Origin of the sequence: Herminiimonas sp. Marseille-P9896 (assembly GCF_903993245.1) — a bacterium.
Classification (GTDB): Bacteria; Pseudomonadota; Gammaproteobacteria; order Burkholderiales; family Burkholderiaceae_D; genus Oxalicibacterium; species Oxalicibacterium contaminans.
The window spans coordinates 280,689-295,184 of record NZ_CAJEVT010000004.1 but is presented as its reverse complement, the minus strand read 5'-3'; the positions used below and the strand labels follow the sequence as shown (position 1 = coordinate 295,184).

Genomic DNA, 14,496 nt, shown 5'->3' with positions numbered 1-14,496 from the left:
CAGGAGGAATATGATGAACAAGCAAACCGAATTATTCATGACTGTTACATTACCTGGCAGCGGTACACCCGGCGGCAAGGCAGTCGGCACCTCTTATGCGCATGAGTCCGCTTACCTGCACGTCACCGGCGAAGCGACCTACACTGATGACATCCCCGAGCTGCAAGGCACCTTGCACGCGGCACTGGGCCTGTCGCAAAAAGCCCATGCCAAGATAGTTTCCATCGACCTTAGCAAAGTCCAGGCCGTACCTGGCGTAGTCGCCGTGCTGACAGCGGCCGACATCCCCGGTGAAAACCAGTGCGGCGCGATCATACGCGACGATCCGGTGCTGGCCGAAGACCTCGTGCAATACATAGGACAACCTATCTTCGTCGTCATCGCCAACAGCCACGACACGGCACGCCGTGCTGCACGCCTCGGTGTCATCGAATACGAAGAACTGCCACCGATACTGACGCCACGTGCGGCCCATGCTGCGCAATCCTATGTGCTGCCACCTATGCATTTGCAACGCGGCGATGCGGCGACTGCGTTTGCAGCTGCACCGAATAAGCTGCAAGGAAAATTCGACGTCGGCGGACAAGAGCAGTTCTATCTGGAAGGCCAGATCTCCTACGCGATCCCAAAAGAAGGCAGCGGCATGCACGTACATTGCTCGACGCAACACCCGAGCGAAATGCAGCATCACATTGCCCACGTCCTGCATGTGTCTTCACACGACGTACTGGTGGAATGCCGTCGCATGGGCGGTGGTTTCGGCGGCAAGGAATCGCAATCGGCACTGTGGGCCTGCGTCGCTGCATTCAGTGCAGCCCGTTTGCGCCGTCCAGTCAAACTGCGCGCCGATCGCGACGACGACATGATAGTCACTGGCAAGCGCCATTGCTTCGCCTATGACTATGAAATCGGCTATGACAATAACGGCCTGATCCTGGGTGCACGCATAGACATGATCTCGCGTGCTGGTTTCTCTGCCGACCTGTCCGGTCCGGTGGCAACCCGCGCGGTCTGTCACTTCGACAATGCCTACTATCTGTCGGATGTTGAAATTCACGCCATGTGCGGCAAAACCAATACCCAGTCGAATACCGCCTTCCGCGGTTTTGGTGGCCCGCAAGGTGCGATTGCGATCGAATACATCATCGATGAGATTGCGCGCAATCTCGGCAAGGATGCACTCGAAGTACGACGCGTCAACTTCTACGGCAGCAGCGATGGCGACGGCCCGGATGCACGCAATGTCACGCACTACGGTCAAAAGGTGGAAGACAACATCATCCACGCGCTGGTCGACGAACTGGAAGCCACCAGTGAATACCAGGCTCGCCGCAATGCGATCAATGCATTCAACGCGTCGAACACCATCCTCAAAAAAGGCCTGGCACTGACGCCAGTGAAATTCGGTATCTCGTTCAACGTACCGCATCTGAACCAGGCTGGCGCATTGGTACACGTATATACCGATGGTTCGGTTTTGGTGAACCACGGTGGTACTGAAATGGGCCAGGGCCTCAACACCAAGGTCGCGCAAGTCGTGGCACAGGCATTGGGTCTGCAACTGGATAAGGTGCGCTGCACCGCTACCGACACCAGCAAGGTCGCCAACACCTCGGCCACGGCAGCCTCAACTGGTACCGACCTCAACGGCAAAGCGGCACAGCACGCAGCGCTGCAAATCCGTGATCGCCTGGCCAGCCTGGCAGCACAGCGCTTTGGCGTCGAGGTCGCGAGCATACGTTTTGCCGACGACAAAGTGAGCTCTGGTGCACACAGCATAGACTTCCAGGAACTGGTCATGCTGGCTTATACCGCCCGTATCCAGCTCTGGTCTGACGGCTTCTACTCAACCCCACGCGTGCACTGGAACAGCAAGACCATGCAAGGTCATCCGTTCTACTACTACGCTTACGGTGCGGCCGTGGCCGAAGTGGTCATCGATACACTGACCGGCGAATGGAAATTGCTGCGCGCGGATGCGCTCTACGATGCAGGCGAAGCATTGAATCCGGCCATCGATGCAGGCCAGGTTGAAGGTGCTTTCATCCAGGGCATGGGCTGGCTGACGACCGAAGAATTGTGGTGGAACAAGGACGGTAAACTGATGACACATGCTCCTTCGACCTACAAGATTCCGGCGATCTCCGACTGCCCTGCTGACTTCCGCGTCAAGCTCTTCAAGAACAGCAATGTGCAGGACAGCATCCACCGTTCGAAAGCCGTCGGTGAACCGCCGCTGCTGTTGCCGTTCTCGGTCTTCTTCGCAATCCGTGATGCAGTGGCCGCCGTTGGTAACAATCGCGTCAATCCGCCTTTGCGCGCACCGGCCACCAGCGAAGCCATCCTTGATGCAGTCGACGCCGTGCGCGCCGCCATCCATTAGCAAGGAGTCACGCTATGTCTACATGGTTAGAAGCGTTGCAAACAACTGTACCGGCACAGGAAGCTTGCGTGCTGGTGACAGTTGCGGGGATCCAGGGCTCGACACCACGCGAAGAAGGTGCCCGCATGGTGTACACAGCGACCCGGCAATTCGACACCATAGGCGGCGGTCATCTCGAATGGCGCGCCGCACAGATTGCACGTGACATGCTGGCCGACAGCACACCGACCCGCCGCATGAACCACATCGAACGCATCGCGCTGGGCCCCAGCCTGGGTCAATGCTGTGGCGGTGTGGTCTTCCTTGCCTTTGAAATCATAGAGCAACGTGCCGCCGCCATGCTCAGTGGTCTGGCACGCGGTTGCAAGGAAGGCGTGAACATATGGCGCGCGGTGCCACTGGAAACGAATGATGCAGCCGCGCTTTACGATCTCAAGGGCAGCGCTTGTAATGCAAGTTCGGCGGTTGATGCCTTGACTCCGGATATATTCCTGTCCAGGAGCGCGACCCATATCGCACGTGATACCCAAGGTCGCCGCTGGTTGCTGGATCTGTGCCAGGCGCATTTACCGCAAGTCGTCCTGTTTGGCGCCGGGCATGTAGGTACCGCCATCGTACGCATGCTGAGCACGCTGCCATGTCGCGTCCTGTGGGTAGACGAACGGGAAGACATGTTCCCTGCTGATTTACCTATGCAGGTCACGATAGATGCGACCGATGTACCGAATGCCGTCGTTGCAAAAGCTGAGCCTGGTGCCTACTTCCTGGTGATGACGCACAGTCATTCACTGGACCAGCAGTTGACCGAGCAAATCCTCAAGCGCGAAGACGTCGCCTGGTTTGGCCTGATCGGCTCCTATACCAAACGCAAGCAATTCGAACATCGCTTGCAGGACAGAGGCGTCACGGTCGAGCAATTGAACAAGATGACCTGTCCTATCGGCATCCCCGGCATCTATGGCAAGGAACCCAGCAGCATCGCCGTCGCCGTAGTCGCACAGCTGGTCCAGCTATGGGAACTGCGCGCCCAGCCGCATAAAAACAGTCCCGTACTGGCTGCCACTGCCGCGGTGCTAGCTTCGTCAAATACACCGCAAAGCTAAACACGCTTTTTCTACACCCATTTTTAGCACTGATAGTTACTCATGATTTCTAACGTACACGCGTACCGCGCGAGCCTGCTCCATTTTTCCAACGACCCTGCCTTCGCTGAAGATGCGACGCAGTGGCATAGCGATGGTTTGCTGGTCGTGGCAGACGGCAAGATAGTTGCCGCTGGCGATTACGATCGTTTACTGCCGACCCTGCCCGCTGGTGCCATGACCCATGACTGGCGCGGCAAGATCATCACGCCCGGCTTCATCGACACCCATGTGCACTATCCGCAAACCGACATGATCGCGTCGCCTGCACCTGGCTTGCTGCCCTGGCTCAATACCTATACCTTCCCGACCGAAAGAAAGTTTGAAGACAGCGCACATGCCGCTGACGTTGCTGACTTCTTCCTCGCTGAATTGCTGCGCAACGGCACAACCACTGCAGCCGTCTATTGCACCGTGCATCCGCAATCGGTGGATGCATTCTTTGACCGCAGCCATGCGCTGAACCTGCGCATGATCGCGGGCAAGGTCATGATGGACAGGAATGCACCTGACTTCCTGCTGGATACTGCAGAAAGCAGTGCCAGGGATACGGAAGCGCTGATCAAGCGCTGGCATAAGCAAGGTCGCCAGCACTACGCGATCACGCCACGTTTTGCCCCAACCTCGACCGACGCGCAATTGCGCCTGGCAGGTGAACTGGCGTCGCAGTACCCGGACACCTACATCCAAACCCACGTCGCAGAGAATACTGATGAAGTGAAATGGGTCAAGGAACTGTTTCCGGACAGCCGCAGCTATCTCGACGTCTATGAAAAGCGCGGCCTGATGCGCAAACGTGCGCTGTACGCCCACTGCATCTGGCTGGATGATGATGATCGTGCACGCATGGCGGCGACGGAATCAGTCGCAACGGTGTGTCCTACTTCCAACCTCTTCCTCGGCAGCGGTTTGTTTGACTTCATCAATGCTGACAAACTGCGTATGCCAGTCTCACTCGCGACTGACGTCGGGGGTGGCACCAGTTTCTCCATGCTGCAAACCATGAACGAGCTCTACAAGGTAGGTCGCATGAGCGGCGTGCATCTGGCCGCGCAACGCATGTTTTACATGGCGACGCTAGGCGGTGCACGCGCTTTGCAGCTGGAAGGAACGATCGGTAACTTTGCGGCTGGTTGCGATGCCGACTTCATCGTGCTCGACCCACAAGCCACGCCTTTGTTGTCACGTCGCAGCGCAACGACCGACAGCCTGGAAGAGCAATTGTTTGCACTTGCCATACTGGGCGACGACCGTGTTATCACTGCTACTTATGCTGCAGGTGAACGTGTGCATCAGCGCGCAGCCTGGATTTGATAACTAGCACTACAGCATGGTCATCAACTATTGATGACCATGCTTGTCCGTCGGGGACGCGTAGTTGAACATGACAGAACCCAGCACGCCGACCGCGATCAATACCAGCAGCATCCCCATATAGCTACCGATAGCCGTGTACAACAGCGATGCCACGAACGGGCCAGCAGCAATCGCTATCATGACCGGCGCGCCCATCGCGCCACTCACCGCACCATAAGCTTCGCGTCCATACAATTCCGCTGGTATAGTGCCGCGCACTATGGTCATCACGCCATTGCTGATGCCGTATATTCCGGCAAACAAGGCATACATCCACAACCAGTGATTCGGTGCATAGAGCAGTATCAAGGCCAGAGGCAACAACCACATCGCGCATAAACCTATCCTGTGCGATGACAGATTGCGCCCCACGGTGGTTTCCAGTATCCGTCCCAGTACCTGCATAGGCCCGACCATCGCGCCTATAGTCGCCGCCTGCGTCGGTGTAATACCGCGGCTCTGCAACAGCGACATCAGGTGCAGGGACACAGCGGAGAAGACCAGTGCATTTAAAGTGAATGAGGTAGTCAGCAAATAAAAGCTGCGCTCGCGCAAGACTTGCGCCAGACCTGATTTGCCTTGCGTGGCCTGGGTCGGCGCTTCTGTTGATGGTGAAAATTTAGGCAGCAAGGCATGCACTGGAAAACTGACCAGCAAATTCAGTGCGGCATAAATCAGCCAGGTGTCACGCCAGCCGACCTGATCCGACAACGCCTGTGTCAATGGCCAGAACACACTGCTCGACAGACCGCCAAATAAAGTCACTGCTGTAATCGCGCGGCGATAGCCACTGCCATATACCTGCGTCAATACGGCAAAAGCAGGCTGGTACAGCGTCGCACTCATGGCCACACCCAGGCCTGCCCAGACCAGATACAGCGTCAGCACGCTATCCACATAAGACATCAGGAAAAACATGAGAGCGGCCAGCAAGGCACCACCGCCCATCACCAGTCGTCCGCCTATGCGATCAATAATCGCGCCGGATAAAGTCGACAGACAACCAGATAGCAGCAAGGCTATCGAATACGCCCCCACCACTACCGAGCGCGTAGTCTGGAGCTCGGCTTCCATAGGCTGCATAAGTACGCCATAAGCGTAGAACATCGAACCCCAGCCTATGATCTGGGTCATGCCCATGGAAGGGATAAGCCATTTTGATTGCTTGGTGGCCGCTGTCATTTTTTATCGTTATTGATTTCCTGCCCGAGTACAAAGTGTACCCAGATCGCATCTTGCGTGCAGGGCGTGCTTGCAGCAGGCCGGCGATTACAAATCGGACGGTATGGTGTGCAGCAATTCGCCCAGGCGTTTCTGCACCCATTGCGTGGTCGCATCCGGCTGATGCCCTTGCAGCCACAACATACGTACCGACAATAGCGGCAGGCTAAATTCATCGCAGGGCAGTTCCTGCAGATGCAAACGATACTCTTCGTACTGGGCGATGTTCAAAGGCAGTATCGCCCAACCGATGCCGTCCGCCACCATCGCCGCAATACTGTAAAAACTATCCGATCGCCAGACCGACGGACTCAAAGCCGGATCAGCGAAGTCATCCATATGCATCAGGAGCTGTCTGTGCTTGGCGAGATCGCGTTGCGTGATTTTTTTAATCTGCGTCAACGGATGCTGACGACTCACATAGATACCCTGCGCCACACTACCGATATGCTTTTGCGCAAATGACAGCGAACATGGCCCGCGATCAAAATGGAAGGCCACGCTGGCGCGCTGCTTCTCCACGTACTCGGCCACCTCGGTTGCCGTACCATTAAGTTGGGTCAGTTCCAGTGATGGGAAACGTTCCGATATCTCCTTCACAAGCGCGCCGACCGCAAGGTAAGGCAAGGCTTCATCCAAAGCCAGCGTCAGCTTGGCTTGCTGCCCTGCCGCGAATGATTGCGCACGGTGATCCAGCCCCTCGGCCTGGCGCAACAACTCCCGTGCTTCCAGCAGCATGACTTCACCGGCCGGTGTGAGTTGCACATTGCGCCGCGAGCGATCAAACAAATCAAAGCCCAGATCTGCTTCCAATAAGGCAATAGCCGTACTGACAGCAGATTGCGCCTTGCCCAGGCGACGCGCAGCCGCAGAGATAGAGCCAGCCTCTGCGGTCACGACAAACTGTTTCATGCGATCGATAGTCCATTCCATCCATCTATTTTATAGATGGTACTTAACTTTGTCCAAATCTAATATTGATGGATGATAGACAACGTTGCACAACAAATAGGCTCTTTTGGGCCAGAAAAGTCATGAATCAAAAATCCATCACCCCAAAAACTGTCACCATAAACTGGTGCACAGATGCGGCACTAAGCGAAGCGCTTACCCAGCTCTTCGTGATGAATGCGCACACACAATATATTTCCCAATCCGAGTTGCAAGGATCACGCGCGGCTAGTCCTACGCAATGGCGTAGCGATCTGGCGACGACCTTGCGCCAGGAATTAAACGCGACCCTGTCGCTAGATCCGGCCAGTGCAAATCAACTGATTGCGACTGCAAACATCGGCAATGACATCGTCGGCATGGCGCTGGTCGCCATCGATAACAATCCGGATGTCGCTACACCGTTTGCGTCGCTGGACGACCTGATCGTGCACCCAGATCATCGCGGTGCCGGTATCGGCCAGCAATTGATCGCATGGGTCGAGCAGCAATTACTGACGCGCGGCATCCAGCGTCTGTTCCTCGAAAGCTGCGCAGGCAACCATGATGCGCACCGCTACTTCCATGGCCTGAACTTCCAGACCGTATCGGTCGTGATGATGAAGGAGCTCAGCCATGCTTAAGCAAAACAAAGACATCCTGAAACACACTGCCATGCTGCCGTCTTCCAGCCGCTGGCTGGTGCTGGCCATCGTCTCGGTCGCGCTGTTACTGATCGTGGTCGACATGACGGTGCTCTATGCAGCACTGCCAAGACTGACCGCAGACCTGCAGGCCTCGGCTTCGGCCAAGCTGTGGATAGTCAACATCTATGCGCTCATCGTCTCGGGGCTGCTGCTTGGCATGGGTACGCTGGGCGACAGGCTGGGACATAAATCCTTATTCGTCGCCGGCCTCGTGGTATTCGGTATCGCATCGTTGTGCGCGGCGTACTCGCCGTCCTCCGCCACACTGATCGCTGCACGTGCATTGCTGGCAGTAGGTGCTGCCATGATGATGCCAGCAACACTGTCCATCATCCGTCTCGCCTTTGCCGATGAAAACGAACGCGCAGTGGCGATCGGCATCTGGGCCGCGGTTGCCTTCGGCGGTGCCGCACTCGGACCAGTGATAGGCGGACTGTTGCTGGAATACTTCTGGTGGGGTTCGGTCTTCCTGATCAACGTGCCTATCGTGCTGGTGGCATTGCCTATCGCCCTGGCTTACATACCGAAAAGCCAGCCTAACAAAACACGGCCATGGGACCTGGTCGGTTCACTGAAAATCATGGCGGGCCTGGTCGGCGTGACCTACGCATTGAAAGAAGCAGGCAAGCACAACCCTGCATGGGGCATAGCCTTGCTGACACTGCTGTTCGGACTCTTCTTCCTCGCCATGTTTGCACGCAGGCAGCAACATAGCGCGCATCCGATGATCGATTTCTCGTTGTTCAAGAACACGATTTTCTCATCATCCGTAGCGGCGGCTATCGTCTCTGCTGCCGCCCTGCTGGGTATGGAACTGGTGTTCACGCAGCGTTTGCAACTGGTGCTCGATATGACACCGTTGCAGGCGGGTGTATTTATCCTGCCTTTGTCACTGGCGGCTTTTGCTGCCGGTCCATTGACGGGTCGGGTATTGCCGAAGCTGGGTAGCGCCTTTGTCTTGTCGCTGTCCCTGCTGATCTCCGGACTGGGTATGGGTGCTTATCTGTTCCTATACGACGCCGCAGCATGGATGCAAATCATCTGCCTGCTGGTGCTCGGTGCCGGTATCGGTGCCGCGATGACGGCGGCATCCAGCACCATCATGCAAAGCGCACCGGTGGATCGCGCAGGCATGGCGGCATCAGTCGAGGAAGTTTCGTACGAGTTGGGTAGTGTCTTCGGTGTCACGCTGATGGGCAGCATCCTGTCGCTGGCTTATGCCAGCACGCTAAACCTGCCTGCTGATATGAACCTGCCTGCCATCGTGTGGGATAGCCTGGATGAAGCACTCCTTGTGACTCGGGATCTCGCACCTGCTGTTGCGCAAGTGGTAGATGCTGCCGCCAAATCATCATTTGATGTGGCGTTCACGGCTGTCATTGCAACCGCGACCTTCTTATTGTTCCTGACCTCCGGCATCGTCTGGTGGAGCAATAAAAAAAGCGAGCATGTTGCCATGCTCGCCGAATCGCACTCAACTACTTGAGCCCCGGAGTAAAGCTGTGTGGCTGGGCGGAAATCTCCGCTCAGCCATGTTGATCAAGATGATCAGAAGCGGTGACGGATACCCAGCGCAACGGTGTTGCCAGTATTTTGCTGGGTGATCTTGTCGTACATATACACCGCATAGAGATCGGTACGTTTGGAGATGTTGTAGTCATAGCCAAACGATGCCGTATTGCGCTTCAAATCCTGTCCCATCGCTGCGCCGTCGCGTTTGGTATTCGCCCATGACGCCAGGATCGCACCCTGACCCAGCGGGATGCTGGTACCAAGTTGCACAGTACGGTCATTCAAATCGATATCGTGACTGGTCTGGTTATAGGTTGCGAACAACTTGGCCACCGCGAAATCATACGAACCACCGACAAACCATCCGGTCTGACGCGCAGGCGTCAAGCCACCCAGCAAAGTCGCTGCCGGCAATACATTGCCCGGCGTCTGCTCCAGCGGATTGTTTACTTTGATTTTTTGGTAGTAAGCCGCCAATCCCAATGGGCCATTCGAATACAGCAAATTCATACCAAAGTTATTCTTGCCGCTCTTTCCTGCGACTTCGCCGAACTGGTAATGGATATTCGCTTTCAGGCCCGCCATATTAGGCGTGGTATAGACGATCTCATTGCTCCAGCCGGTATCCGCTGCCACCGAATTGCTCCAGCGCGAACCATTGAACAGCGGCACGTCTGCGTGCAGCATCAAAGGCGACAACTGGAATGAATCACCGAATGGATTGAACAGGATGGATGGCAGGAAGTGTGGCGCCAGATCACGACCCAGCGAGATCTCACCGAACTTGCCTATCAGGCCGACGTTCGCATCGCGCGAAAAGAAAGTCTCATTGCCGTCGAAACGACCGGCACCGCCAGTGTCCGCACGGAAGAAGGAAGTCAGGTTGAACTTGGCTTTGAGGCCGCCACCGAGATCTTCGGTGCCCTTGAAGCCAAACCATGAAGTGGTCATACCACCGCTATTGACGACGCTGCTGCGTCCGGCGTCGCCGCTGTATTTGACTGAACCGATAAAGTTATCGACCAGGCCGGTGACCTGTACCGATGTTTGCGCCATTGCTGGCAATGCACATGCTGCGCCCAAAGCTGCGACGCACTGCAGCTTGCGCAGTGTATTTTTTCTTGCACCCATTTTTGTCTCCTCGTTTTTATATGTGTAAGAAATTTGTCTTCTTACACTCACGGCACTACTTATTTTTTATGTGTACTGCCTGCTTATTGCCTGCTTATTGCTTGTTCTACTGCGCTATCTCACAACTCCTTTTGATGCCTCTGTACCACCAACTACATTGCTCAATACTGTGCTGGCGGAAGCACTCCGCCAGCACCTGTTACTTCAGATTACTTAGGGAAAACTGCTTTCTTGATGATCGCGTGTACACCCCAGTTGCCATCGACGACTTGAGTGATACCGAAGTCCACCGATACCGAGATCAACGAAATCGCTTCGTCTTCGGTCAGGTTGCGGGTATCCATGAAGAAGCGACGGGTCTTGTTGAAAGCATCGGTCATTGCGCTGTCCAGCGAAGATTTCTTGAACAGTTCAGACGTACCATCCACACCGAATTCCTTCAGGTAGTTCGGGCTGCTGAAACCATGCACAACCAGCTCGCTTTCGGTTTCCAGCAATGGATAATCGAGGCCATACAGCTTGGTGCCTGGCAGATCTGCTTTCTTGTGCAGGATGAACTGGAACAAACCAGTCAGCGAACATTCGATTGCAGTACCGCACAATTCCGCATCGCCTTGCGAAGCGTGTGGGTCACCGACAGAGAACATCGCGCCTGGCACGACCACAGGGAAGAACGCAGTTGCGCCCTTGCCCATACGCCAGTTATCGAAGTTACCGCCGCTGTAGCTAGGAATGATGGACGACACCATATCGGCTTCGACTGGTGCAACACCGATCATGCCGAAGTGCGGACGCACAGGAATTTCGTAGCCCTTCAGGACGTCGTAGTTAGGCTTGATGCTGCTCTTGTCGACTGGTACGCCTGGGTAATCGATGATCGGGTGAACCACGCCGAATGGATCGGTTTGTGGTGTCCAGCGATAGTTGTAAACCGCTTTAGCCCAGGTTTGCTCACCGCTCGCATCAACTTCGTAAATAGTGATGACTTCACGGCCTTTAGGCTCGGTGATCAGGTTGTTGTAGTGGAAGCCCCAGTTACTCGCAACGTTGGAACCGAAGGTCTTGCCACGGTAGTCAGGATTGCCCGAAGGACGCTGCATGGTATCGACGATACGCACTTCCAGCACGTCGCCTGGCTCGGCGCCATTGACATAGATAGGACCGGTGCAAACGTGCACACCCAAGCCACCGCCCGCACCCAATGGATCATCCATAGGACCCGCGCCACGGCGATCAACTGCCTTGCTGTTCGCATCCCATTGGAAAATGCTTTCCGCGCCAGCATCGCCTTTGACCATGCGCTCGATATCGTCGTTGGAGTGATGCGTGACCGTCTCGATCGTGGCGTAGTCACCGGATTCCAGCTTCAGCAGCGGCTCCATGGTCTTGCTGAAATAGCCCCAGTGGATGGTCTTGTTGTTAGCCGGTACGTAGTAGTGGCTAACTTGCTCGCCAGCCTTCTTCGAAGGCAGCGCACGCTCGGTAACGCCTGCCAAACCGGCGATGCCTGCAGTCGGCTTACCGCCGATAGCAGCGCGCAAGCTCTGACGCGCTTCCTTGAACTCGCCCTGCAAATCGGCGTCGTTCAAGTGGGAAAAGTGATTACATCCGGTACTGCAAATATGGTCTCGCATACATCTCCTGATCTCTTTGACACACCACCTGATTGTGGTTAGCAGAGATCATAGAAGCGAGGAGGTACCGGAATCTTGTACGGAGGCGTACAAATTATTGTTGGGTGAATGGTAGGTATTCAGCGAGGACTTATATAAATGTCAGGCTTATTGGTTGGCAGAAATTGTTCAGCGTAGCGGGAGTTGTTCAGCGTAGCGGGAGTTGTTCAGCGTAGCGGGAGTTGTTCAGCGTAGCGGGAGTTGTTCAGCGTAGCGGGAGTTGTTCAGCGTAGCGGGAGTTAGATAAAAATGGGTTACGATTATTCGCAACCCATTTGTTTATAACGTCCCCGTGCATCGTACACGACATCAATGGATTATGAATCCACCTCATTGTGCAATGGCATCCAAACGGAAAAATGACTGTCTACCAATATCAAACATTGAATTACAGTATCGTTGAAACTGCTTGATGTTGCAATTATTTGAGTCCCAAATTAACTAGGATTGCGTTTGCTTGACTAAGAGCTTTACCGCTTTGCGTTTTTGTAAATTTTTTGCCGCAATCATAATCAGCATCATTACGTGAGGTACGCAGATCGTTGAGACGATTTCCCACCGCCGAATTCCCATTATTGATGTAATGCTCAATCGTTACCTGATGTATGGCAGCATTAGTACCAGTTAAACCAGCCGCGTTTCGCGCGCATAAAAAAGCTGAGTAGTAAGCCCGGCCAATTACAGTCCGCACTTTCTCTTCCTCTTCATGGCCGGCAGCTTGATGAGTATCAGCTGCCAGGGTAAAAAATGTGACCGGATCGAACGCCACAATTTAAACCTGAGTGATAACTACCGATTTCAATGTTTCGCGCAAACCAGCATCTGCGTCCACTTTAGCAAACAGCTTGTCCTCAAGAGCCATCACTGCATCATAATCTTCCAGACCAGAATTTACGTGCAAGACTAACTTCTCCCATGCCTCGTCAGGATCAACATGAAGGGATGCTGCTATTTCAACCTTGCCGAAAACAGAATGAATTGCAGCCACAAGGTGATCAACTGCACCCAAATTGAGTTTGGCATTTTCAATCCATTTAGCAATTTCCGCGCTAAGCGAACCGCTAAAACCCGTAGTAACAGGCAACAAATACTTTGGCGCATCCGTCAAAGGCTTCTCGGACAATGTGAGAGGAGAAAAACTGCTTTGACTCTCATGACCGTGAAAAAGTGCCATCGCACCCATGACCATTACTGCCGCATATGCAGCATACTGTTTCTTAGAGCTACTTACTGCTAAGTAATCTGGAGCAGCGGTAGAAGAAAGTAAGTTTGTCATCCTATAAGGCCTATTTTTTCTAGTTTTTGTTTACTTAGAACGCCCTGCAACACGGTCTTATTACCCTCATGAAATACAGAAAACACTTCTTCAATCCGTGTTAACACCGGATCAGCAAAAACATTATCTTGCGTATTAAGACTATTTAATGATTTCTCATCAAAAACAATTTGACTCAAATGATCTACGATGCCTTCGAGAGTCCCATTAGGAGGAATTTTCGAACTCATTACATTAAGTACATTTAAATGTTTAAGATCACTATCAAACATTTTGATATCCGCGAACCAACCTTGGTTCACGTGCCACAAAGCACCAGCTTCAACAACATGCTTTGTGAGGTAAGTAGATTCTGAATTAAATATATCGTTGATGTCGTACTTCTCAGGCTCTGAGTCATAGACAAATTTATCAACCATCTGCAAGGACAACATACTTATCGGATTGTCCGAGTTATATATAACTTGAACGGTTCTTCTCAGAATATCTTTAGCTTTTGCCCAAACATCCGCCCAATGATCATAAGCGAAACATGAAACAACGATATTGTTTTGAAAAACTCGCAAAGCCCAGCTAGGCTTACCGTTAGGAAGAAAGTTTTGTAGCAGAATGCCATTCACGGCCATGCTAATAGCTGGAGGTACATCGCCAGCTTGAACTCCGATAGAGAATCCACTCATCATTTCAAAGCTTGGCAGGTCGTCCTTAAAGGTTTCTTTCAAGGACTGAAACTTCTGGATTTCACCAGCGTTGAATTCTCTACGAAATCCCAAGACAAAAGCAGCAGCCTCAATTGAATTAGCATCGCCGACTGGTCTTGCAGAAAGCCTTGCCGTCATTTGTTTTCCAAATACCTGAATTTGTTTGAGCTTCTAATTCGTCCGAATTATAGCATTTGTTGCAAAGCCTCAATATCCCGTAAAAAACTGGCTAATTTGGGGCTTTTTTACCTTCTATGACCTATATCCCCATATGCGAGCAATACTAAGGTAGTGACTCTTAAATGGTAGCAGCAAAAGTCACTTTTCTCGATGAAGAGAAAAAAGGGGTTACGAATAATCGTAACCCCTTCTGTTTATGGTGGGCCTCCCGTGAGTCGAACACGGCACCAACGGATTATGAGTCCGCTGCTCTAACCAAGCATGAGCTAGAGGCCCGACAACTT

Annotated in this window: 12 protein-coding genes and 1 tRNA gene; 5 read left to right on the top strand and 8 right to left on the bottom strand. The window is 53.6% G+C overall.

The genetic code is table 11. The features are described from left to right. Positions 1 to 13: 13 nt before the first annotated feature. The 3 genes from xdhB to guaD are packed head-to-tail and all read left to right on the top strand — an operon-like array spanning position 14 to position 4,839. Positions 14 to 2,383: a xanthine dehydrogenase molybdopterin binding subunit gene (xdhB, locus tag H7U06_RS16000; RefSeq protein WP_175627121.1), complete on the top strand. Its 2,370-nt coding sequence runs from the start codon at positions 14 to 16 to the stop codon at positions 2,381 to 2,383. Positions 2,384 to 2,397: 14 nt separating this feature from the next. Continuing rightward, on the top strand, positions 2,398 to 3,486 hold the full coding sequence (gene xdhC / locus H7U06_RS15995) for a xanthine dehydrogenase accessory protein XdhC (RefSeq protein ID WP_175627095.1): 1,089 nt from the start codon (positions 2,398 to 2,400) through the stop codon (positions 3,484 to 3,486). A 42-nt stretch (positions 3,487 to 3,528) separates the two neighbouring features. Then, positions 3,529 to 4,839 carry a guanine deaminase gene (gene guaD, locus H7U06_RS15990; RefSeq protein WP_175627094.1) on the top strand — a complete coding sequence of 437 codons (1,311 nt, stop codon included), beginning with the start codon at positions 3,529 to 3,531 and terminating at the stop codon, positions 4,837 to 4,839. A gap of 27 nt (positions 4,840 to 4,866) precedes the next feature. Here guaD and H7U06_RS15985 read toward each other — a convergent pair whose 3' ends face one another. Both H7U06_RS15985 and H7U06_RS15980 read right to left on the bottom strand, forming a co-directional pair. Beyond that, entirely contained in the window at positions 4,867 to 6,063 is a 1,197-nt protein-coding gene (locus H7U06_RS15985) for an MFS transporter (protein WP_175627093.1), read from the bottom strand. Between the two features lie 87 nt (positions 6,064 to 6,150). Next, the gene (locus tag H7U06_RS15980; protein WP_175627092.1) at positions 6,151 to 7,035 is read right to left on the bottom strand and encodes a LysR family transcriptional regulator; all 885 of its coding nucleotides are present in this window, start codon (positions 7,033 to 7,035) and stop codon (positions 6,151 to 6,153) included. A 101-nt stretch (positions 7,036 to 7,136) separates the two neighbouring features. On the opposite strand from H7U06_RS15980, the gene H7U06_RS15975 reads away from it, so the two are divergent. Beyond that, positions 7,137 to 7,676 (top strand): N-acetyltransferase, encoded by a 540-nt coding sequence (locus H7U06_RS15975; RefSeq protein ID WP_175627091.1) that lies wholly within the window; start codon positions 7,137 to 7,139, stop codon positions 7,674 to 7,676. After that, on the top strand, positions 7,669 to 9,225 hold the full coding sequence (locus H7U06_RS15970) for an MFS transporter (protein WP_303049240.1): 1,557 nt from the start codon (positions 7,669 to 7,671) through the stop codon (positions 9,223 to 9,225). Before H7U06_RS15975 ends, H7U06_RS15970 begins: the two co-directional genes overlap by 8 nt. 62 nt (positions 9,226 to 9,287) lie before the next feature. Here H7U06_RS15970 and H7U06_RS15965 read toward each other — a convergent pair whose 3' ends face one another. The 6 genes from H7U06_RS15965 to H7U06_RS15940 form a co-directional block, all read right to left on the bottom strand. Continuing rightward, positions 9,288 to 10,382, bottom strand: coding sequence for a porin (locus H7U06_RS15965; protein ID WP_175627090.1), 1,095 nt, complete (start codon positions 10,380 to 10,382; stop codon positions 9,288 to 9,290). 209 nt (positions 10,383 to 10,591) lie between these two features. Further along, positions 10,592 to 12,016, bottom strand: coding sequence for an acetamidase/formamidase family protein (locus tag H7U06_RS15960; RefSeq protein WP_175627089.1), 1,425 nt, complete (start codon positions 12,014 to 12,016; stop codon positions 10,592 to 10,594). A 460-nt stretch (positions 12,017 to 12,476) separates the two neighbouring features. Further along, positions 12,477 to 12,824, bottom strand: coding sequence for a hypothetical protein (locus tag H7U06_RS15955; protein WP_175627088.1), 348 nt, complete (start codon positions 12,822 to 12,824; stop codon positions 12,477 to 12,479). Between the two features lie 3 nt (positions 12,825 to 12,827). Beyond that, the gene (locus tag H7U06_RS15950; protein ID WP_175627087.1) at positions 12,828 to 13,331 is read right to left on the bottom strand and encodes a hypothetical protein; all 504 of its coding nucleotides are present in this window, start codon (positions 13,329 to 13,331) and stop codon (positions 12,828 to 12,830) included. Further along, a complete protein-coding gene (locus tag H7U06_RS15945; protein WP_175627086.1) occupies positions 13,328 to 14,170 on the bottom strand; it encodes a TIGR04255 family protein in 843 nt (280 codons plus the stop codon). The genes H7U06_RS15950 and H7U06_RS15945 overlap by 4 nt, the downstream gene beginning before the upstream one ends. A gap of 239 nt (positions 14,171 to 14,409) precedes the next feature. Continuing rightward, a tRNA-Ile gene (locus tag H7U06_RS15940) sits at positions 14,410 to 14,488 on the bottom strand. Positions 14,489 to 14,496 lie beyond the last annotated feature (8 nt).